Below are 19,552 nucleotides of genomic sequence, written 5' to 3'. Positions count from 1 at the left end.
GCGGGAGCTATCGCCAAAACGGTTTACGGGCGTGGGGTGGCGGACGGGGAAGGGGTGCCGGTTCCCCTGCCCGTCCCCGTGGCCGTTCCCTCGGACGAGGAAGGGCTCGGGGACGGGCTCGCGCCCGGCTGGTTCTCCTCCGCCAGGTGGCGGCTGACCTCCGCCGTGGTGAGGCCCAGACCGCCCAGTTCGATCTCGTCCCAGGCCTGGAGGCGGCGGGTGTCCCGGTCGAAGTAGAGGATCGACGCCTCGATCGGGTCGGGGTGCCTGCCCTCGATGGCGCGCAGGCCGCTGCCGCCCGTGGAGCCCTCGATGCGCAGCCGCGTGCCGTACTTCAGGACCTCCATCTCGTCGTGGTGCAGATGCCCGGCCAGCACCAGGGGGACCTCGCCGTCGACCTCGCGGGCGGCGGAGGGCTCGTGGGCGACGGCGACGTCGACCGGGGTGCCCGCCGCGCGCTGGTCGCGCAGGGCCGTGGCCAGGCGGGCGCCGGCCAGTTCCTGGGACTGCTCGGCGCCGGCCCGGCGCGAGCGGTCCGGGGTGAACTGCGGGTCGCCCATGCCGGCGAAGCGCAGGCCCTTGACGGTCTTCGCCCGGCCCCCGTCCAGGACGTGCACGTTCTTCAGGCCCTCCAGGTAGTCCTGGGTGATCATCGAGTCGTGGTTGCCGCGCACCCAGACGTAGGGCGCTCCGAGGTCCTCGACCGGGTCCAGGAAGCCGTTCTCGGCGGCCGTGCCGTGGTCCATGGTGTCGCCCGAGTCGACGATCACGTCCACCTTGTACTGCTCCACCAGCGAGGCGATGATCTTCCAGCTGGCCGGGTTCAGATGGATGTCGGAGACGTGCAGGACCCGGATCGTGGAGGGGTCGGGCGCGTAGGCGGGGAGGGTGGAGGTGGCGTCGTAGAGCCGGGTGACGTTGGTGACCAGGCGGGCCAGCTCCTTCTGGTAGACGTCGAACTCCGTGACGATGCTGCGCGCGTTGCCGACCAGGGACGGGGCCGAGGTGAGCAGCCCGGAGAACCTGGGCTCCAGGACGGAGTCGGGGCGCCAGGTGGCGTACGCCGTGCCGCCCGAGGCGGCGAGCAGGGCGAGGGCGAGACCACCGGCCGCCAGGGCGCGGCGCGGTCGCCGGTAGACGGCGAGCCCGAGCGCGGTGGCGCCGGTGACGACGGCGACACCGGAGCGCGCGGCCAGGTCGAGGGTGCCGCGGCCGACGTCCTCGGTGACCTCGTCCTGCAGGCCGGAAAGCCGCTCGGGATGGTCGACCAGGGCCCGGGAGCGGTCCGGGTCCAGCTGGTCGACGTTCACGTCCAGGCGGAACGGGGCGAGGTGGCTGTCCAGCTGCAGGGCGCCCAGCGGTGAGATGTTGATCTTCGTGCCGCCCGTGAGGGAGGGCCGCAGGGTCATGGTCGTGTCCATGGGGCCGACCGGGACCCGGACATTGCCCACGACCAGCAGGCCGAGCCAGGCGCCGACGAGCACCACGGTCACCAGCCCCAGCGCCCGGGTCCAGGGGTGAGGTTGCGGTACGAGGGCGACCGTGGCGGGTGCCTGGCGGGAGCGGTAGCGGCGGGCCAGGGCGCGCGGGGCGCCGCGGACGGGCTCGAGGACACGCAGGACTGCGGCGGGGACGCGGGCCATTGATCCCGTATGCCCAAGCCCGCAGCCGGATATGCGGCGCCGGGAGGCTCTCGCGGACCGGGGTCGTGGCCGACAATGTGCCTGTGCTGGAGATGACGCGCGAGGAGTTCGAGGAGCTGGTCGCCGAGGCGCTCGACCGGATCCCGCCGGAGCTGACCCGACTGATGGACAACGTCGCGGTGTTCGTGGAGGACGAACCGCCGGCGGACGATCCGGAGCTGCTCGGGCTGTACGAGGGGACTCCGCTGACCGACCGCGGTGAGTGGTACGCCGGTGTGCTGCCCGACCGGATCACGATCTACCGCAACCCCACCCTGCGGATGTGCGAGTCGCGCGAGGACGTGGTCGCCGAGACGGAGATCACCGTGGTGCACGAGATCGCGCACCACTTCGGCATCGACGACGAGCGCCTTCACGCCCTGGGCTACGGCTGAGCGGGTTGTGAATACGGGGCGCGTGTCCTCTTGTGGGCGGCGGGAGTTGGAGGTGTTGACTCCCTCACCCTTCCCGGAGGTGGCCCCGTGCGCCCCTTGTACGTACCCGTCCGCCTGGCCGCCACGGTCGTGGCCGTCGCCGCCGCCGCGGGCTGCATGAGCGTCGGCGACGACGGCGCGGGCGGGAGCGTCAAGCCGTCGCACTCCGCCGGGCGCCGGGCCGGTGAGGGGCCCGGCGGCGGCTCGGGACTCTCGGGCTCCGGGCACGGGGCGGTGTCGGCCGACGGCGAGCGGGGGCACGGCAAGGGCAAGAAGGGCGGCAAGGGCAAGGGCAAGGGCAAGGGCGGCGAGCCGGAGGAGTCGGCGACGCCCGCCGTCTCCCCGTCCTCCCGGGCGAGCGCGTCCGCCCCTGGGCGCGCCGAGCCGGGCAAGCCGTCCCGGCCCACCGCGCAGCCGCCGGCCCCGCCCGAGCCCACGCGCACCGCCGAGCCGGAGCCCACGCCCACGCCGCCCGAGCCGACGACGAGCCCGGAGCCGACGCCCGAGCCCTCGTCCTCGGCGCACGAACCGCCCGGACCGCAGCTGGCCCAGCGGGAACCGGCCCCTCAGGCGGGCGTACCGGCTTGAGGGCGGGGCCGTGCCCGGGCAGGGGAGACGGTCTCACGGGCGGCTCCGAGCGCGGGGGCGGATGCCGCTCACCGGAAATCCGTGCGTGGTGCGGGACGCCTCCCGGGGAGCGGGGCGACGGGGAAGCGGATGCCGGGCCGCCGCGGGGAACAAACCACGGGGGCCGCTGGTTGAGGGTGTTCGGTAGCGCGTCCGGCGGTCTGCGGACGAGGGTGCGTTCCCGCTGTCTCCCGCTCGGTCCGGTTTGCGTCAGGGGCCCCGGACTGCGTATGGTGGCAGATCGTTTGATCCCATCTTGCCCGGCGCCACCGCAGAGCGCGCCGTGTGGCGCGTACTCTCCCTTGCCGTGGTGGACCGCATTGAGGCGGTCGTATTGCGAATCGCGAATCACGGAGTTGACGGGCGCGTGCCGACTTGAGACTCCGGAAGGTTTCGCATTCGCATGTCCATCGCCAGTACTGATCACGTCGTCGTGCCCGAGAACGAGGCAGCCGACGCCACCCCCGAGACCACCTTCGCCGACCTCGGTCTGCCCGAGGGCGTCGTGCGCAAGCTCGCGCAGAACGGCGTGACCACCCCCTTCCCGATCCAGGCCGCGACCATCCCGGACGCCCTGGCCGGCAAGGACATCCTGGGCCGCGGCCGCACCGGCTCCGGCAAGACCCTGTCGTTCGGTCTGCCCACCCTGGCCACGCTGGCCGGCGGCCGGACCGAGAAGCACAAGCCGCGCGCCGTCATCCTGACCCCCACGCGTGAGCTCGCCATGCAGGTCGCCGACGCGCTGCAGCCCTACGGCGACGTCCTCGGCCTGAAGATGAAGGTCGTCTGCGGCGGTACGTCCATGGGCAACCAGATCTACGCCCTGGAGAAGGGCGTCGACATCCTGGTCGCCACCCCGGGCCGGCTGCGCGACATCATCAACCGCGGCGCCTGCTCTCTGGAGAACGTGCAGATCGCCGTCCTCGACGAGGCCGACCAGATGTCCGACCTGGGCTTCATGCCCGAGGTGACGGAACTGCTCGACCAGATCCCCGCGGGCGGTCAGCGGATGCTCTTCTCCGCCACCATGGAGAACGAGATCAAGACCCTCGTCGACCGGTACCTGAACAACCCGGTCAGCCACGAGGTCGACGCCGCCCAGGGCGCCGTGACGACCATGTCGCACCACATCCTCATCGTGAAGCCCAAGGACAAGGCGCCGGTCACCGCCGCGATCGCCTCCCGCAAGGGCCGCACGATCATCTTCGTCCGCACCCAGCTCGGCGCGGACCGCGTGGCCGAGCAGCTGCGCGACGCCGGCGTGAAGGCCGACGCGCTGCACGGCGGCATGACCCAGGGCGCGCGGACCCGTACCCTCGCCGACTTCAAGGACGGGTACGTCCACGTCCTCGTCGCGACCGACGTCGCCGCCCGCGGCATCCACGTCGACGGCATCGACCTGGTGCTGAACGTCGACCCGGCCGGCGACCACAAGGACTACCTGCACCGGGCGGGCCGTACCGCGCGTGCCGGCCGGACCGGCACCGTCGTCTCCCTCTCGCTGCCGCACCAGCGGCGCCAGATCTTCCGGCTGATGGAGGACGCGGGCGTCGACGCCTCGCGCCACATCATCCAGAGCGCCGGCGCCTTCGACCCGGAGGTCGCCGAGATCACCGGGGCCCGGTCGATGACCGAGGTCCAGGCCGAGTCCGTGGGCAACGCGGCGCAGCAGGCCGAGCGTGAGGTCGCCCAGCTCACCAAGGAGCTGGAGCGGGCCCAGCGGCGCGCGAACGAGCTGCGCGAGGAGGCCGACCGGCTGCTCGCGCGGGTCGGCCGTGAGCGTGGCGAGGAGCCCGTGACCGCGGACGCCGAGGCCGGGGACGCCCCCGTCGCCGTCGAGGTGTCCGTGCCCGAGCAGCCCACCGCCAAGGACGTCGAGCGCGAGGACCGCGCCGAGACCTCCGCGCCCTACGAGCGCCGGGAGCGGCGCGAGGAGCGCGGCGGGGCAGGACGCGACCGGTACGCAGACCGGGACCGGTCCTTCGACCGTGACCGCGGTGGCCGTTCCTTCGACCGTCGTGACGACCGCGGTGGCCGTTCGTTCGAGCGCCGTGACGACCGCGGCGGCTTCAACCGGGACCGCGACCGGGACCGGCCCTTCGACCGTGACCGCGGTGGCCGTTCCTTCGACCGTCGCGACGACCGCGGCGGCCGCTCCTTCGAGCGCCGTGACGACCGCGGCGGTGACCGGGGCGAGCGCGGCGGCTTCCGCCGTGACGACCGCGGTGGCCGTCCGTTCGAGCGCCGTGACGACCGTGGCGGCCGCTCCTTCGAGCGTCGCGACGACCGCGGCGGCTTCAACCGCGACCGTGACCGTGGCGAGCGCGGCGGCTTCCGCCGTGACGAGCGTGGTGGACACCGGGGCAGCGACCGTCCCTTCAACCGCGACCGCCGCGACGACCGTCCCGGCTTCCGCCCCGGCGGCCACGACCGTCCCGGCCACGACCGTCCGTACGGCCGGCGTGACGACCACCGCGGCGGTGGTTCCTTCGGCCGCCGTGAGGACAAGCCGCGCTGGAAGCGCAACGGCTGACACAGCGTTCCGACGGCCGGCCTCCGGCCCGACGGCTGACGCGCACGCGTGACGAGCGCCGTGGTTCCGCCCTCAAAGGGCGGGCCGCGGCGCTTCGCCGTCCGGTGGCCCAACACGCCCGGGCCGGGCGAATCGTGGCCCTCATCGGCCCTGTTCGTCCCTCCGGCAGGGCCGCGAGCCGGATACCCGATCGGAGACCCGGCGTCGTCCGGCTATGCTCGTGGGGGCGACATCGCCTGGGCCCTTAGCTCAATTGGCAGAGCAGTGGACTTTTAATCCATTGGTTGTGGGTTCGAGTCCCACAGGGCCTACCAGACTCCTCGGGGTCAGGACCCCCGCTGACCTGGTCAGACGGGGGTTCCGTCGTTTCCGGGGTTCGCTCGCCGCTGGAATCCGTAGGCGAAGTGGTCACCAAGTGGTCACGCTGGCCCGCTGCTGGCCCGACCGGCGCCGTCTTCCTGGCACGAGGGACGAGAGCCGAAGCACGGTTCGACGGCCAAGTACGAGGAACGCGCGGCCGTGGCCGGCCTCGCCCTCTCCCCGGCCTCAGTGTCGCAGTCGCCGCGCAGATGGCACGGCAGGAGGCGCAGATGTCCCGGGGTCCGATCCTCGGCCCGGACGGCGACACCTTCTGACCCTGCCCCGACGCACCCCCGCCCGGCTCCTCACCTTCGAGGGCCGGGCGCTGCTGCGTCGTCGAGTGTGCAGGCCTACTCGGGCGGCCGGTTGTACGAGGCGAGCGTGCCCTTGTCCGTGGACGGGTCCAGTAGCCGCAGTTCCCACGGCCCGGTGTTCACGTCGAACTCCTTACCGAAGCCGACCCACTTGCCGGCCATGCGCCGGCCGGTCGGCTCGGCGAGCATCTGGAGCGCGCCGAAGTACCGAGCGCCCCGGTAGTACCCCTCGCCGGCCGTCTGCTCCGTCCACGTGCCCGTGACTGTGCCCCCGTCGACCTGGAGGTCAAGCGTCAGCGGACTGTCCGGGTTCAGGGAGGCGCCGGGCAGACTGCGCCCGGTGAGCCGGTTGCCGTGCTGGAGCAGCACGACATGGTGCTTGCCGGTGAAAACCTGGTTCCCGCGTCCACTGGAGACGTACTCGTAGGTGCTGAGCCAGATGCCCGAGTAGTTCCCCCTGGGCGCCGTCTGCGGAGCCGGTGAGCCGTTGGCGACGGGCACGCCCAGGGGCGAGCCCTGGAGGTCGTGGCCGCCGTGCCCGTCATCGGCGATGCGGGCGAGGGTGACCGGGGGGAAGCCGAGGGCCTCAATGGGCAGGCCCGTGACCGCTTCCAGGGCTCGCGCGTACACGGGGCGTGGCGCGGTGGTGGTGCCGGACTCCCAGCGCTGCACGAGCCGCTTGGAGGCGTCGTTGGGGGCGCCCGCTCGGTCGCCGGCCTGCCGGATCGCGCGGGCGAATTCGTCTTGGGACATGAGCAGGCCCATTCGGACCGCTCGGAGGGTTCCGTTCGGAGTGGCCATGACTCGACGGTAGCCCGATCACGCTCGGGGGGACACCGAAATGACGCCCCGCATGTCGCCGGTATGACGCCCCCTGCGTCGTCGCGCGCTCTGAGTAACCACGCGAACGTGATCCATGACACAGCGCCCCGGCGACCGCGCGAACGGGCCCGGGGCTGGCCGACTGCGAGGAGTCGACGTGACGCACCGTACAGCCGCCGCGCCCCAGCCGTCAGGATCGCCCAGAGCTTCCCTCGAAGTGCCCGCCAGCGTGGTAGACGCACTGCTGCTGCCGGCCGCCGCGGACGCGACCGAGGACCAACTGCGCGGCGCCCGCTGCCTCTGGTGCGAGGACGGGCCCCTGGGCGCCGAGACGGCCGTCGACCTCGGCGAGCAGAAGTCGCCGGCAGGCAGCTGGTTCCCTCGCGCCTGCCAGCGCTGCGCAGCCGCATGGGCACACCGCGGCCTCTTCGAGCACGCTCCCATGTGCGAGCAGTGCACGGACGACGCGAGCCGCTGCGAAGTCGGGCTGATCCTGTACCGGCTGATCCGCCAGGGCCGCCACCCGTAACCCTCAAGCTCCCCGCCCGGCCGGCCAGTCCGCGAAGAACACCGGCCCGGGCGGGGCCATCCCCATCCGCACGAGCGAAGGAGATCACTGTGACCGTACCCCCGAACCCCGGCCCCGGCCCGACGCCCCCCGACGCGTTACCGGAGCTGGCCCGCATGCTCATCACCGACGAGCGGTTCACCAGCGTCCGCAGCGCGGTCATGGACACCAACCCGGACATGTCCGAGAAGATGGCCGGCCGCATCGTCGACGAGGCCCTCAAGTTCGTCACGGCCTGCGCGAAGAACCCGGACACCGGGCTCGCCCCGTCACGCGTCGTGGACGAGGGGTGGCACGCGCTCATCCTGCACACGGCGATGTACGCCGAGCTGTGCCAGGCCCTCGGCGGCTTCGTGCACCACTTCCCGGGCTACGACCCCACCCATTACGACCCGTCGATCCTGAACCGGACCCGCGAGAGGATCGCGGAACTCGGTTGGGAGGCGGACGCGGAGCTATGGGGGCCGCCGTCTGACGAGACCCTGGCGTCGGTGGCGGCGAAGTGCCAGCACGTGCCCGAGTGCACCATCGTCGTCACGCCCGAGCCGAAGCCCACCGTGTCATAGCCTGCCCGTGAAGGGAGGCATCGTGTCCGAATGGATCGACCCGCGGTACTCGGAGATGGTCGCAGCGTGGAAGCGCGCGCAGCAGCCGGAATCCCGTGACCCGCAGCCCAGGCCCGTGCGGGGGTTCATCGTCCCGCCGACGCCCGACCAGCAGTAGGTCCCGCAGGACGGGTGCAGCACAAGGAACGGCCCCCGGTACCCCTCTAGCCCGCTGACCTGTGCAGATGGTCTGTGTCGTCATCCGGCGTCACCGGGCGGCACGTTCACACCCGTACTTGTGGGTTCGAGTCCCACAGGGCCTACCGCAGGCAGCCGGAGCAGTCGGCCCCGGCCGCTCGAAGAAGCGCCCCGACCGGGCGGAACCGGTCGGGGCGCTTTTCTCGTCGGGCGGCGTGGCCGGGTCAGCCCGTGGCGAGCATGCCCGAGCGGAGCCGGGCCACCGTGCGGGAGATCAGCCGCGAGACGTGCATCTGGGAGATGCCGAGGCGGTCGCCGATCTCGGCCTGGGTCAGCTCCTCCACGAAGCGCAGGTGCAGGATCAGCCGCTGGCGTTCGTCCAGTTCGGCCACGAGCGGGGCCAGCGTGTGGAAGTCCTCGACGAGTTCGAGAGCCGGGTCGTCCCCGCCGATGAACGCCGCCAGCGTCGCGTCGCCCTCGTCGGAGTCGCCGGTGATCGCCGCGTCGAGGGAGGAGGACGCGTAGCCGTTGGCCGCGATCTGTGCCTCGACGACCTCTTCCTCCGACAGGTTCATCAGCACGGCCAGCTCGGACACCTTCGGGGCGCGGCCGAGGCGCGAGGCCAGCTCCTCGGTGGCCTTGGCGAGTTCGGTACGGGCCTCCTGCAGCCGGCGCGGCACGTGCACGGCCCAGGACGTGTCGCGGAAGAACCGCTTGATCTCACCGATGATGTACGGCACCGCGAAGCTGGTGAACTGCACCTCGCGGGAGACCTCGAAGCGGTCGATGGCCTTGATCAGCCCGATGACGCCGACCTGGACGACGTCCTCCATCGCCTGGCCGTTCGCGCGGAAGCGGCGGGCCGCGAACCGCACCAGCGACATGTTCATCTCGATGAGCGTGTTGCGCGCGTACTGGTACTCCGGCGTGCCCTCCTCCAGTACCGCGAGGCGGTCGAGGAACTGGCCCGTCAGTTCGCGCGCGTCCTGCGGGGCGAGCTTCTGCGGCTCGGCGATCCGGGGCAGCTCCTCACCGGTCTCGGTGGCGGAATCCGTCGTCGTGCCGATGCGCATGGTCGCCGTCACGGGCCCTCCCTCGTAGTCCGGCCCGCTCCCGTCCCCCGACAGGCCACCTTCAGCGCCGCTACCCACAGTCTCCCCTCCCATGCTCCCCGACCGCCACGTCGAGACGTTGACCACAGCCGACGCAGGCCGCGGCGGTGCCGGGGTACCCGGACACGTGCTGCGACCGGACGGGCCGACCGGACGGGCAGGAAGGTGGGACGGTGTGGGGCGCGGAAGAGGACCGAGGGACTCGTGGAGCGGACAGTTGTCGTTTGACAACTATAGTTCGCAGGCAACAACCTAGCCGTGCCGAACGTGCCGGGGGAGGGAACCGGAAGATTCGATCCCGGGCCGCGGCGGGCAGGTCAGGCAGTCCGGGTTCCGGACGAGCGGGAATCGTCGGAGTCGTCGTGTATCTGGGCCGCGGCCGCTTCGCAGAACGCCTCCAGCCCCTGCAGCAGCGCGATCCGCTCGGCGGCGGGCATCTGGTCCAGCACCGTGCGCAGCGCCTGCTCCCTGCGCACGCGGAGATCGGCCAGGAACGCCCGGCCGCGCCCGCTGAGGTGCAGCCGCACCTCGCGGCGGTCCGGTGCGCTGACCTCGCGTTCGACGAAGCCGGCCGCCTGCAGCCGGTCGCAGAGCCGGCTGGTCGAGGGCGGTGTGGAGGCGAGGGAGTCGGCGAGGGTGCGCAGGTTGATGCCGTCGTGGTGTTCGAGGATGAGCAGCACGCGCAGCTGGGAGGCCGAGGCCGGCGCGGTCGAGGCCCGGCCCCACAGGACCTCCAGCAACTCCGCGGCCGTCGAGGTCACACGGGCGACCTCGGCTGGCTCAGGGCGGGGTCGGAGGGAAGTCACAGTCACACTCTCGCAGGCACCGGGATGGCCGTCAGCGTACTAGGCGCGCCGGGAGGCGGGGGCGACGGCGGCGCAGCGGCCCCCCGGCCCGCCGCGTGTGCCACCGCCCGTCCGGCCGGGGGCCCGGCGGGCGGGGTCCCCGGCCCGCCCCACGTGATCGCCGCGGCCGCGCCCTTCCCTCCAGCGGCTTTCCGGCCGGGTCGCGCCGCCCCGCCCGAGCGGTCCGCATCCGCGGCCCGGAGCGCACCCGGGATGCGGGTCCGGCCGCTGTGCCCCCGTTCATCGTCGACTTTCGAACAGAGACAGGTGTTCCGACATCGTGACTGCGATCGACAACAGATTCGTCGCCGCCGAGCGCGCCCTGCGCACGGCGGCGCCCCATCGGCTGCTGGACGCGGTCCGTCGTGTACTGACCGATCAGTACGCGGCGGACTCCGTCGAGCTGTTCCTCGCCGACTACGGCATGTCGGTGCTCCAGCCCGTGTCCGTGCTGCCGCACACCCTGGAGCCGGTCTCCGCGCACAACAGCCCGGCGGGCCGTGCCTTCGGCGCGCAGGAGCCGTACCTGGAGAACCTCGCAGGCGGGCCCGTCCGGGCGCACCTGCCGGTCAGTGTGCGCGGTGACCGGCTCGGGGTGCTGACGGTGACCCTGCCGGACGGTGAGCACGCCGAGGACTGCGTGGACGAACTGGCCGAGATCGCCGAGGTGCTGGCGCACGAGGTGGTCGTGGCCGAGCGGGACACCGACCTCTACCTCCAGGCCCGCCGCCGGGACCGGCTCACGCTGGCCGCCGAGATGCAGTGGCAGCTGCTGCCCGCCCGCTCCTGCGCCCGCCCCGAGTACGAACTGGGCGCACAGCTGGAACCGGCGTACGCCATCTTCGGCGACAACTTCGACTGGTCCGCCTCGGCCGACCGGCTGAGCCTGTACGTGACCAACGGCATGGGCGAGGGCATCGAGGCCTCCCTGCTGACCAACCTGGCGATCAGCGCCCTGCGCAACGCGCGCCGGGCCGGGCTGTCCATCGACGACCAGGCGGCGCTCGCGGACCAGGCGGTGTACGCGCACTACCGGGGCCGCTGCTACCTGTCGGTGCTGATGCTCGACATCGAGCTGGACACCGGGCGGGCCCGGGCGGTGGACGCGGGGTCCCCGCAGTTGCTGCGGCTGCGCCGGGGCACGGTGGAACGGGTCGCCTTCGACGCCCAGCTGCCGCTCGGCATGTTCGAGGAGACGGACTACGTCGTGCAGGAGTTCGGCGTCGAACCCGGCGACCGGCTGGTCTTCGTCAGCGACGGCGTCTACGACGTCGCATCACCCGGTGGCGAGGCCTACGGCGACGCCGCCCTGGCCCGGGCGATCCAGTCGACCCGGCTGCTGCCGGCCGCCGACGTGCCCCGGGCCATCCTGCGCGAGCTGACCGGCCACCGCGGCCGGCCCGTCCCGGACGACGACGCCCTCGTGGTGTGTCTGGACTGGCGTGGCCGGTAAAGGATGGGGGAAGGCGCCGGTCAGAGGCGTCGGTGTACGACTGTTTGGTGGTGCCGACCGTCGGCACTAATGTTTGTCATACGGCAAGTAACGGCTGAGGGCGCCGTGATGGACCCCGGTCCAGTCCGTGCAAGGGAGCGATGCAAGTGTCGGTGTCGGAAGCAAACGCCGGACAGGGGCCGGCCGCGCACCAGGTGAGCGCCTTCCTCGAGCGGCGCCGGGAGCAGATCGCCCAACGGTGGGCGGACGCCGCGCTGTTCCGCACCGTCTTCACGGTCTCCCGCGACGAGGCGGTGGAGGCGGGCCGGGCCGTGCTCGCCGCCCTCGCGGCCGTCGCGGCCTCCGAGCGGCTGGACGACATCCGGGCTCCCGGATTCGAGGCCGTGCGCGACCAGTTGGGCCGCATGGCCGCCTCCCGCGCCCGGACGGGCATCGACCCGGAGGGCGTCGCGGGTGAGGTGGCCGCCCTGCGTACCCCGGCGGTCGAGCTGCTGCGCGCCGAGTTCGAGGACCCGGACTCCCCGGAGGCGCACGAGTGCCTGGTGGCGCTCACGGTCCTCATGGGCACCCTGCGCCTGGTCGTGATGGAGACCACGCTCAGCGCGGGCGAGGCGCTGATCGCCCGGCAGCGCGAGCAGCTCCACGAGGTGGCCACGCCGGTGATCAAACTGTGGGACAGCACGGTCGCCGTTCCGCTGATCGGCACGCTCGACAGCGCGCGCAGCCAGGTGGTGATGGAGAGCCTGCTGAACGCCATCGTCGCCGAGCGCGCCCGGTACGCGATCCTCGACATCACCGGTGTGCCCACCGTCGACTCGCTGGTCGCCCAGCACCTGATGAAGACGGTCGCGGCGGCCCGGTTGATGGGCGCCGAGTGCATCGTCTCGGGCATCCGGCCCGCGATCGCGCAGACGATCGTCCACCTGGGCATCGATCTCGGCACGGTGATCACCCGAGCGAGCCTGGCGGACGCGCTGGCCTACGCGCTCAGCCGGCAGGGTGTGGAGATCGCGCCCCTGCGGGCGGCCGACCCGGCGGACGCGGGCGCGCGGTGACGCTGCCCGCGGGGGAGGGGTCCCCGCTGTCCGCACCGGTGAACGGACACGCCTTCACCGTGCCGGTGCTCCGGCTGGGCGATGTCCTGCTGGTCACGCTCCAGGGCGAGTTGCACGACGCCATGGCCGAGCAGTTGCAGCACGACGTCGCGACCCGGATCGCGCAGTCCCGGGTGACCGGGGTCGTCATCGACATCTCCGGTGTGGAGATCGTCGACTCCTTCCTGGGCCGGGTGCTCGCCGAGATCGCCGCCGGGGCGAAACTGCTCGCGGCCCGTACGGTGCTGGCGGGGATGCGTCCGGCCGTGGCGATCACCCTCGTCGAACTCGGCCTCACCCTGCCGGGGTTGAGGACCGCCCTGGACGTCGAGCGCGCCATGGAGCTGCTCGCCGCCGATCCGCGCGACGGAGGGGGGAGCCCTTGATGCAGGCTTCCCGCCACACCGCCCCGGCCACCCTGCCGATCGGCTCGGACGCCGATCTGGCGTGGGTGCGGCAGCAGGTCCGGCAGGTGGCCGCCGAGCTGGGCTTCGGTCTGGTGCAGCAGACCAAACTCGTCACCGCGGCCAGTGAACTGGCCCGCAACACGCTCGTCCACGGCGGTGGCGGCCACGTGGAGATCACCCCGTTGGTCACCGGTCCGGCGCAGGGGCTGCGACTGGCCTTCGTGGACACCGGGCCCGGCATCCGCGACCTGGACCAGGCGATGACCGACGGCTACACCAGCGGCGGCGGCCTGGGCCTCGGCATGAGCGGGGCCAAGCGGCTCGTGCACGAGTTCCGGGTGGACAGCCGGCCGGGCGAGGGGACCACCGTCACCGTCACGGCCTGGGCCACCGCCGTGCCGCCGTCCCGGCCGGAGCCCTGATGAGCAGGGTCTGGGACGTGCCCGTGGACGACTCGACCCGGGTGCGCGACGTCCGGGTCGCCGCCGAGGAGGCCAGCGCGTGCGCGGGGCTGCCCGCGCACCGCACGGCGTCCGCCGCGCTGGTGGCGACGGAGCTGGCGACCAACCTGCTGCGGCACGCCGAGGGCGGGCATGTGCTCATCGGCCTCGTGGAACGGACGGACGACGGCGGTCCGCGCACCTGCGTGCAGCTCCTCTCGCTGGACCACGGGCCCGGCATCCCGGACGTGGCCGCGGCGATGCGCGACGGCTACTCCACGACCGTCGCGGCCTCCCTGGGCGCCGGGCTGGGCACGTGCCGCCGCATAGCCAACGACTTCGACCTGCACAGCGCCGTCGGCCGGGGCACGGTCGTGCTGGCGCGCATCGACCACGAGGCCGCCGTCCGGCACCCGGAGACACCCTCGCCGCCCCCGCTCGCCGGAGGCGTCAACGTCCCCCTGGGCCGGGCGGCCCACTCCGGTGACGCCTGGACCCGGGTCCGGTCCGGGGACCGGCTGACCCTGCTGCTCGCCGACGGGCTCGGGCACGGGGAGAAGGCCGCCGAAGCCTCCACCGCGGCGGTGACCGCACTGCGCGACCTGGCCGAGCTGCCGCCGCCCGAGATCCTGCGGCGGCTGGGCCCGGCCCTGCGCCCCACCCGGGGAGCGGCCGTCGCCGTGGCCCGGGCCGACCTGTCGGCGGGGCGGCTGGACTTCGCCGGGATCGGCAACATCGGCGCCCGGCTGCGCACCGGCGGCGCGTGGAAACCGCTGCTGTCCCGTCCCGGCATCGTGGGTGCCCAGGCCCCCGCCGACGTCCCCGTGCAGAGCGGGCCGTGGTACGAGGACAGTCTGCTGGTGCTGCACAGCGACGGCCTGCCCGGCCGCTGGAGTCCGCCCGAGGACGTGCTCCTGAGCTGCGACCCGGCGGTGGTGGCCGCGGTGGTGCTGCGTGACTCCGGCAGCGCGGCCCGTCCGGTGCGCGACGACACGTGCGTGGCCGTGCTGAACGGCGGCGGTTCGTCGCGGGTTTGAGGGGCGGGTCAGGGCAGGGAGCCGGGCCGTTCCCTGCCGTTCTTCCGGAAGCCGGGTGGCTCGTCGGCGCGGGGCGGGGCGAGGTCCTGGGCCGCCAGGAAGCCGCGCAACCCCTCCCTCAGCGCCTCCCGTTCGGCCGGTCGCATCGCGGCCAGGGCGACGGAGAGGGCGTGGGTGCGGCGGCCGGCGACATCGGTCAGGACGTTGCGGCCGTGCGGGGTGAGCCGGAGCTGGACCTCGCGGCGGGTGTCCGGGTGGGGGGCCCGTTCCAGCAGGCCGGCCGCCGCGAGCCGGTCGCAGAGGCGGCTGGCGGTGGGCAGGCCGATGTCCAGCCGGTCCGCCAGGCTCGTGAGGTTGAGGCCGGGCGCCGTCTGCACCGCGCGCAACGCCCGCAGCTGGTGCGGGGACAGACGAAGGGACGCCTCCTGGGCCGCGACCGTCCACAGGGCCGCCAGGCTGTCCACCGCATCGGCGATCTGCGATGCGACGGCCTCCGGGCCGTCGCCCGGTCCCCTCGCCCGGTGGTCACCGGGGCCGCCGAATCCGTTCACAAAACGGTCACTTCCCATAAGCTCCGGGTGCTGCGGAGGTCGCCTCCTTGCAAAGGCTGTACCCGAAGACCCGAACGGCAAGCAGCCCGTTCCACGGCCGTCCCGACCGGTGAGGCGCCTCAGCCGGCGCTGAGTTCCGCCGGCGCCGCCAGCGGCAGGGTGTGCCGGGTCCGGAGCACCTTGGCGCGAAGGTAACGGACGTTGTGCGCGGTGGTGAACACGCCCGTGGGGACGCGCTCGCGGACGCCGACGCCCAGGGCCCGCAACTGCTCGGCCTTGTCGGGGTTGTTGGAGAGCAGGTCGAGTTCGCCGATGCCCAGCGCCCGGAGCATCTGGGCCGCCGCCGTGTAGTCGCGGGCGTCCTCCGGCAGGCCCAGGGCCGCGTTCGCCTCGTAGGTGTCCAGGCCCTCGTCCTGCAGGGCGTAGGCGTCCAGCTTGTTGTACAGGCCGATGCCGCGGCCCTCCTGGCGGAGGTAGAGGAGCACGCCGCCGCGCCCGGCGATGCGCTCGACGGCCTCGCGCAACTGCGGACCGCAGTCGCAGCGGGCCGAACCGAACACGTCCCCGGTCAGGCACTCGGAGTGCAGCCGCACCAGCGGGACGGCGCCCGGCTCGCCGAGGACGAGCGCCACGTGCTCCCGTCCGTCGGCCAGGCCGTGGAAGGTGACGACCTCCGCGTCGGCCTCGTAGCCGTCGTGGAAGCGCAGCGGGACCCGGACGCGCGAGCGCGGGGCGGCGAGGACTGCGGCGGTGTCGGGCATGCGGGGCCTCCGGTTCGGTTCCTGTTCGGCTGCACAGCCGTGTTGCTTCAGATTTGAAGCAGATCGCGCGAACGGAACCCTACTCGTACTTGAAATTTGAAGCAATCGGGCCCCGAGCGTGTGTGACGTGCCTCACGAGCAGGCCGACGACGACCTCCGCCGCCACGGCACGTCGTCCGACGCCGGCCGCGCGCCGTCCTCCTGCAGGCCGCGGGCGATCGCTGTCGAGATCTCCTCCAGCTGCCCGACCTGCTCCTCGCTCAGCCGGTCGAACAAGAGGCTGCGCACCGTCTCGACGTGTCCGGGCGCCGACCGCTCCAGCACGGCGTGGCCCTCGTCGGTCAGCGCCGCGATGCTGCCCCGCTTGTCGTCCGCGCAGGCCTCGCGCCGCAGCATGCCGTCCTTCTCCAGGCGCGCGACCGCGTACGTGAGCCGGCTGCGGGTGATCTTCAGCCGTTCGGCGAGATCGGTCATGCGCAGCCGGCGTTCCGCGGACTCGGACAGCACCGAGAGGATGGAGTAGTACAGGTGCGGCATGCCGGCGTCCTGCTGGAGCTGCCGGTCGATCGCGTCCTCCAGGAGCAGCGAGGCGGCGATGTAGGCGCGCCAGGCGCGCTGCTCCTCGGGGGTGAGCCAGCGGGTCGTCATGCCGCCAGTGTAGGTTTGTTTCAAACTTGAACCAAGCCCGCCGAACTCGCCGCCGGCCCGTCGGATCCCGCCCGCCGGATCCCGCCCGCCGGATCCCGCCCGGCGGGTCCGCCGGGTCCGCCCCGCCCACCGTCCGCACGTCCCGTCCCCCTCCCCACCCCCCCGACCAGTCGCGGAGCGTCGATGCCTCACCCGTACGTCCTGCTGTCCGCCGCCGTCTCCCTCGACGGCTACCTGGACGACACCGGACCCGAACGCCTGCTCCTGTCGAGCCCGGCCGACTTCGACCGGGTCGACGAGGTGCGTGCGTCGGCCGACGCGATCCTGGTCGGCGCGGGCACGATCCGGGCCGACAACCCGCGCCTGCTGGTGAACTCCCCGGAGCGCCGTGCCGCCCGCACCGCCGCCGGCCGGCCGGCGTACCCCCTCAAGGTCACCGTCAGCGGCACCGGTGACCTGGACCCGGACGCCGCCTTCTGGCACACCGGCGGCGAGAAGATCCTGTACACCACCGGCGAGGGCGCCGAGCGGGCCCGGGCCCTCGGCCTGGCCGCCGACGTCGTCCCGCTGGGCGCCGAGCTCGACTGGCGCCGGCTCCTCACCCACCTGCACGACGTACGGGGTGTGCGGCGGCTGATGGTCGAGGGCGGCGGCCTGATCCACACCCAGCTGCTCACCCAGGGGCTCGCCGACGAGATCCAGCTGGTCCTCGCCCCGCTCTTCGTGGGCGACCCCGCCGCACCCCGCCTCTTCGGGCCCGGCGGTTACCCGTCCGGCCGCCTGCGGCTGCTGGAGACCCGCCGGATCGAGGACGTCGTCCTCATGCGCTACGAACCGACCGCCCCCGGAACCGGACCGCTCCCGGTCGCCGCCGACCGCCACTGGCTGGCCGTCGCCTGCGAACTGGCGCAGCGGTGCCCACCCGCGGACACGGCGTTCAGCGTCGGGGCGGTCGTGGTCGCGGCCGACGGCGCCGAACTGGCCCGCGGCCACTCCCGCGAGGGCGGCGACCCGGTCGTGCACGCCGAGGAGGCGGCCCTGGCCAAGCTCGACCCGGCCGACCCGAGGCTGGCCGGAGCGACCGTCTACAGCAGCCTCGAACCCTGCGCCCGCCGCGCCTCCCGTCCGGCGCCCTGTGCCCGGCTGATCCTGGACGCGGGCGTGCGGCGGGTCGTCACGGCCTGGCGCGAGCCGGACACCTTCGTGGCCGGGGCGGACGGGGGCGGTGTCCTGGCCGCCGGGGGAGCACAGGTCGTCGTCCTGCCCGAGTACGAGGAGCGGGCCAAGGCCCCGAACCGGCACCTGCTGCGCTGACCGCGGTGCCCGCGCCCGGGGCGGTGCCCGGGCGCGGTTCCGGCGGCGCGGGCCGGGGTGTGCGCGGGGGGTCCCGCGGATGGCGTACACTGGTGAACACAACGACGCGGGGTGGAGCAGCTCGGTAGCTCGCTGGGCTCATAACCCAGAGGTCGCAGGTTCAAATCCTGTCCCCGCTACTGAAGGCCGAGGGCCGGAATCCGACAAGGGTTCCGGCCCTCGGTGCATTCCCCCCACGATCCCCGACCGGCCGTCACGCACGGTGATTGAACCGCCCCGCTGTGCATAACAACTGACACACCGTCAAGTCTCCTGCGCCGCCGAGGAGACGGTCAACTCGCCCGATTCACCCCGGTCGTGGCAGGTTGGTCCGCGCGAAAAAGGTTAATGATCAAGCGGAAGCGCTGGAATACGCACCGCGCCATCCATTAACGTTCGATAACGCAGCGCGGTCGTCCCAGCCGTCACAGAAGGCGGCTCCGTGCGCACGCGCCGAATCCCGAAAGGGAACCGGGGAACCACCACTTGGGGTGAATCGGGCGGATGCCGCCGTGGCAGCACGGCAGGTATACGCGCGTAGGAGACCTTCCTGCTCCGAACCCGTCAGCTAACCCGGTAGGCGAGAAGGAAGGAAAGGAGCACGCCCACGTGGCGTCCAACCGGCCTGCCCCCACGGCCCCGTTCGCGGCGGACCAGCGCGACCCCGAGACCTTCGGCTTCGGCCCTCAGCGCACCGACGAGGGCCCGTTCCAGGAGTGGAACCCCACCGCGGAGACCATCCGCCCCGTCCGTGGCCGGCACCGCGTCTCCAAGCAGCGCGGCGGAGGGCTCGCCCGCAGTTCCACCGTCCTCGGCGTCGGTGTCATAGCCGCCGTCGGCGCGGGCGGCATGGCCAGTGCCCAGACCGGCAAGCCGCCGGTGTCGATCTCCGTCCCGGACCTTCCCTCGGTGGGTTCCCTCCTCTCGGACGACGACACCCCCGAAGGTTCCGCCACCCCGCTCAGCAGCCTGGGCGCCACGACCGCCGAGGCCGAGCAGGGCGCCGACGGCGCCGGTGAGGCCCTGCGCGCCCGGATCATGGCCCAGGTCGAGCACCAGCAGGACCAGATCGAGACCAAGGCCGCCGAGGACGCCGCGGCCGCCGCCCAGAAGGCGGCCCAGGAGGCCGTCGCCCAGGCCGAGAAGGAAGCCAAGGCCAAGGCCGCCGAGGAGAAGAGGAAGGCGGAGGAGGCGGCCGAGAAGAAGGCCGAGGCCGAGCGCCTCGCCGCCCTCGCCAAGCAGTACACGCTGCCGACCTCCTCGTACACCATCACCTCCTCCTTCGGCCAGGCCGGCGCCTACTGGTCCTCCGGTTACCACACCGGCCTCGACTTCGCCGCTCCCACCGGTACGCCGATCAAGGCGGTCCACAGCGGCACCATCACCGAGGCGGGCTGGAACGGCTCCTACGGCTACAAGACCGTCCTCACCCTCGATGACGGCACCGAGATCTGGTACGCGCACCAGTCGTCCATCGGCGTCAGCGTCGGCCAGAAGGTCAGCACCGGCGACGTCATCGGCCGCGTCGGCGCCACCGGCAACGTCACCGGCGCCCACCTCCACCTCGAGGTCCACTCCGCCGGTTCCGCCGGCGGCATCGACCCCATGGCGTGGCTGCGGGGCAAGGGACTGAACCCGTAGGCCCACCGAGCCCGCGAAGCACCGGCAGCCCTGACGACGACCCCCCGACGTCAGGGCTGCCGGTACGTCCGGCGCCGGTTTGCCCGGACTTTGCGCCTACGCCGGAATGGGCTGTTCCGCACGGTCG

The 19,552-nt window shown here is 72.9% G+C and carries 20 protein-coding genes, 2 tRNA genes and 1 riboswitch; of the genes, 15 read left to right on the top strand and 7 right to left on the bottom strand.

Annotated features, from left to right (window positions below):
• Nucleotides 1–23: 23 nt before the first annotated feature.
• Complete coding sequence (locus Q5694_RS07450) at nt 24–1,643, bottom strand: metallophosphoesterase family protein (protein WP_333931346.1); 1,620 nt, start codon at nt 1,641–1,643, stop codon at nt 24–26.
• An 83-nt stretch (nt 1,644–1,726) separates the two neighbouring features.
• Here Q5694_RS07450 and Q5694_RS07445 point away from each other — a divergent pair, with 83 nt between their 5' ends.
• The 4 genes from Q5694_RS07445 to Q5694_RS07430 all read left to right on the top strand — a co-directional run bounded on the left by Q5694_RS07445 (nt 1,727) and on the right by Q5694_RS07430 (nt 5,590).
• On the top strand, nt 1,727–2,077 hold the full coding sequence (locus Q5694_RS07445) for a metallopeptidase family protein (protein WP_190199398.1): 351 nt from the start codon (nt 1,727–1,729) through the stop codon (nt 2,075–2,077).
• An 87-nt stretch (nt 2,078–2,164) separates the two neighbouring features.
• On the top strand, nt 2,165–2,704 hold the full coding sequence (locus tag Q5694_RS07440) for a hypothetical protein (RefSeq protein ID WP_333931345.1): 540 nt from the start codon (nt 2,165–2,167) through the stop codon (nt 2,702–2,704).
• Between the two features lie 442 nt (nt 2,705–3,146).
• On the top strand, nt 3,147–5,276 hold the full coding sequence (locus Q5694_RS07435; RefSeq protein WP_333931344.1) for a DEAD/DEAH box helicase: 2,130 nt from the start codon (nt 3,147–3,149) through the stop codon (nt 5,274–5,276).
• A 238-nt stretch (nt 5,277–5,514) separates the two neighbouring features.
• A tRNA-Lys gene (locus Q5694_RS07430) sits at nt 5,515–5,590 on the top strand.
• A 396-nt stretch (nt 5,591–5,986) separates the two neighbouring features.
• Here the strand turns inward: Q5694_RS07430 and Q5694_RS07425 are convergent.
• A complete protein-coding gene (locus Q5694_RS07425) occupies nt 5,987–6,751 on the bottom strand; it encodes a helix-turn-helix domain-containing protein (RefSeq protein WP_333931343.1) in 765 nt (254 codons plus the stop codon).
• Nucleotides 6,752–6,929: 178 nt separating this feature from the next.
• Between Q5694_RS07425 and Q5694_RS07420 the strand changes: the two genes are divergently transcribed.
• The 3 genes from Q5694_RS07420 to Q5694_RS07410 all read left to right on the top strand — a co-directional run bounded on the left by Q5694_RS07420 (nt 6,930) and on the right by Q5694_RS07410 (nt 8,063).
• A complete protein-coding gene (locus Q5694_RS07420; protein ID WP_333931342.1) occupies nt 6,930–7,301 on the top strand; it encodes a hypothetical protein in 372 nt (123 codons plus the stop codon).
• A 155-nt stretch (nt 7,302–7,456) separates the two neighbouring features.
• Nucleotides 7,457–7,906, top strand: a complete 450-nt coding sequence (locus tag Q5694_RS07415; protein WP_333932298.1) for a glycine-rich domain-containing protein — start codon at nt 7,457–7,459, stop codon at nt 7,904–7,906.
• Between the two features lie 22 nt (nt 7,907–7,928).
• A complete protein-coding gene (locus Q5694_RS07410; RefSeq protein ID WP_333931341.1) occupies nt 7,929–8,063 on the top strand; it encodes a hypothetical protein in 135 nt (44 codons plus the stop codon).
• A 244-nt stretch (nt 8,064–8,307) separates the two neighbouring features.
• Here the strand turns inward: Q5694_RS07410 and Q5694_RS07405 are convergent, their stop codons facing one another.
• Together Q5694_RS07405 and Q5694_RS07400 are read right to left on the bottom strand one after the other, a co-directional pair.
• Entirely contained in the window at nt 8,308–9,156 is an 849-nt protein-coding gene (locus Q5694_RS07405) for an RNA polymerase sigma factor SigF (protein WP_333932296.1), read from the bottom strand.
• Nucleotides 9,157–9,512: 356 nt separating this feature from the next.
• Nucleotides 9,513–10,007, bottom strand: coding sequence for a MarR family transcriptional regulator (locus tag Q5694_RS07400; RefSeq protein ID WP_333931340.1), 495 nt, complete (start codon nt 10,005–10,007; stop codon nt 9,513–9,515).
• 313 nt (nt 10,008–10,320) lie between these two features.
• On the opposite strand from Q5694_RS07400, the gene Q5694_RS07395 reads away from it, so the two are divergent.
• The 5 genes from Q5694_RS07395 (at nt 10,321) to Q5694_RS07375 (ending at nt 14,471) form a co-directional block, all read left to right on the top strand.
• Nucleotides 10,321–11,493 (top strand): PP2C family protein-serine/threonine phosphatase, encoded by a 1,173-nt coding sequence (locus Q5694_RS07395; RefSeq protein ID WP_333931339.1) that lies wholly within the window; start codon nt 10,321–10,323, stop codon nt 11,491–11,493.
• Between the two features lie 140 nt (nt 11,494–11,633).
• Entirely contained in the window at nt 11,634–12,548 is a 915-nt protein-coding gene (locus Q5694_RS07390; protein WP_333931338.1) for an STAS domain-containing protein, read from the top strand.
• Between the two features lie 2 nt (nt 12,549–12,550).
• On the top strand, nt 12,551–12,973 hold the full coding sequence (locus Q5694_RS07385; protein WP_333932295.1) for an STAS domain-containing protein: 423 nt from the start codon (nt 12,551–12,553) through the stop codon (nt 12,971–12,973).
• On the top strand, nt 12,973–13,416 hold the full coding sequence (locus Q5694_RS07380; protein ID WP_333931336.1) for an anti-sigma regulatory factor: 444 nt from the start codon (nt 12,973–12,975) through the stop codon (nt 13,414–13,416). Before Q5694_RS07385 ends, Q5694_RS07380 begins: the two co-directional genes overlap by 1 nt.
• Nucleotides 13,416–14,471 carry an ATP-binding SpoIIE family protein phosphatase gene (locus tag Q5694_RS07375; RefSeq protein ID WP_333931335.1) on the top strand — a complete coding sequence of 352 codons (1,056 nt, stop codon included), beginning with the start codon at nt 13,416–13,418 and terminating at the stop codon, nt 14,469–14,471. The genes Q5694_RS07380 and Q5694_RS07375 overlap by 1 nt, the downstream gene beginning before the upstream one ends.
• An 8-nt stretch (nt 14,472–14,479) precedes the next feature.
• Here the strand turns inward: Q5694_RS07375 and Q5694_RS07370 are convergent, their stop codons facing one another.
• The 3 genes from Q5694_RS07370 to Q5694_RS07360 all read right to left on the bottom strand — a co-directional run bounded on the left by Q5694_RS07370 (nt 14,480) and on the right by Q5694_RS07360 (nt 16,431).
• Nucleotides 14,480–15,022 (bottom strand): MarR family winged helix-turn-helix transcriptional regulator, encoded by a 543-nt coding sequence (locus Q5694_RS07370; protein WP_443040827.1) that lies wholly within the window; start codon nt 15,020–15,022, stop codon nt 14,480–14,482.
• Between the two features lie 119 nt (nt 15,023–15,141).
• Nucleotides 15,142–15,783: a GTP cyclohydrolase II gene (locus Q5694_RS07365; RefSeq protein ID WP_333931332.1), complete on the bottom strand. Its 642-nt coding sequence runs from the start codon at nt 15,781–15,783 to the stop codon at nt 15,142–15,144.
• Nucleotides 15,784–15,915: 132 nt separating this feature from the next.
• Nucleotides 15,916–16,431, bottom strand: coding sequence for a MarR family winged helix-turn-helix transcriptional regulator (locus Q5694_RS07360; RefSeq protein WP_333931331.1), 516 nt, complete (start codon nt 16,429–16,431; stop codon nt 15,916–15,918).
• Nucleotides 16,432–16,614: 183 nt separating this feature from the next.
• Here Q5694_RS07360 and Q5694_RS07355 point away from each other — a divergent pair, with 183 nt between their 5' ends.
• The 3 genes from Q5694_RS07355 (at nt 16,615) to Q5694_RS07345 (ending at nt 19,425) form a co-directional block, all read left to right on the top strand.
• Nucleotides 16,615–17,745: a dihydrofolate reductase family protein gene (locus tag Q5694_RS07355; protein ID WP_333931330.1), complete on the top strand. Its 1,131-nt coding sequence runs from the start codon at nt 16,615–16,617 to the stop codon at nt 17,743–17,745.
• 105 nt (nt 17,746–17,850) lie between these two features.
• Nucleotides 17,851–17,924 (top strand) — tRNA-Met (locus Q5694_RS07350).
• A gap of 301 nt (nt 17,925–18,225) precedes the next feature.
• Nucleotides 18,226–18,381: riboswitch (cyclic di-AMP (ydaO/yuaA leader) on the top strand.
• 12 nt (nt 18,382–18,393) lie between these two features.
• Entirely contained in the window at nt 18,394–19,425 is a 1,032-nt protein-coding gene (locus Q5694_RS07345; RefSeq protein WP_333931329.1) for a M23 family metallopeptidase, read from the top strand.
• Nucleotides 19,426–19,552 lie beyond the last annotated feature (127 nt).

Source organism: Streptomyces sp. AHA2, from assembly GCF_036857595.1.
Taxonomy (GTDB): domain Bacteria; phylum Actinomycetota; class Actinomycetes; order Streptomycetales; family Streptomycetaceae; genus Streptomyces.
The sequence above is the reverse complement of the archived record's forward strand: the minus strand, read 5'-3'. Positions and strand labels throughout refer to the sequence as shown.

Coding starts and splice junctions, on each gene's coding strand:
- Q5694_RS07450 (WP_333931346.1), bottom strand. CDS start 1,643: ATGGCCCGCGTCCCCGCCGCAGTCCTGCGTGTCCTCGAGCCCGTCCGC.
- Q5694_RS07435 (WP_333931344.1), top strand. CDS start 3,147: ATGTCCATCGCCAGTACTGATCACGTCGTCGTGCCCGAGAACGAGGCA.
- Q5694_RS07425 (WP_333931343.1), bottom strand. CDS start 6,751: ATGGCCACTCCGAACGGAACCCTCCGAGCGGTCCGAATGGGCCTGCTC.
- Q5694_RS07415 (WP_333932298.1), top strand. CDS start 7,457: ATGCTCATCACCGACGAGCGGTTCACCAGCGTCCGCAGCGCGGTCATG.
- Q5694_RS07405 (WP_333932296.1), bottom strand. CDS start 9,156: ATGCGCATCGGCACGACGACGGATTCCGCCACCGAGACCGGTGAGGAG.
- Q5694_RS07390 (WP_333931338.1), top strand. CDS start 11,634: ATGCAAGTGTCGGTGTCGGAAGCAAACGCCGGACAGGGGCCGGCCGCG.
- Q5694_RS07380 (WP_333931336.1), top strand. CDS start 12,973: ATGCAGGCTTCCCGCCACACCGCCCCGGCCACCCTGCCGATCGGCTCG.
- Q5694_RS07375 (WP_333931335.1), top strand. CDS start 13,416: ATGAGCAGGGTCTGGGACGTGCCCGTGGACGACTCGACCCGGGTGCGC.
- Q5694_RS07365 (WP_333931332.1), bottom strand. CDS start 15,783: ATGCCCGACACCGCCGCAGTCCTCGCCGCCCCGCGCTCGCGCGTCCGG.
- Q5694_RS07360 (WP_333931331.1), bottom strand. CDS start 16,431: ATGACGACCCGCTGGCTCACCCCCGAGGAGCAGCGCGCCTGGCGCGCC.
- Q5694_RS07355 (WP_333931330.1), top strand. CDS start 16,615: ATGCCTCACCCGTACGTCCTGCTGTCCGCCGCCGTCTCCCTCGACGGC.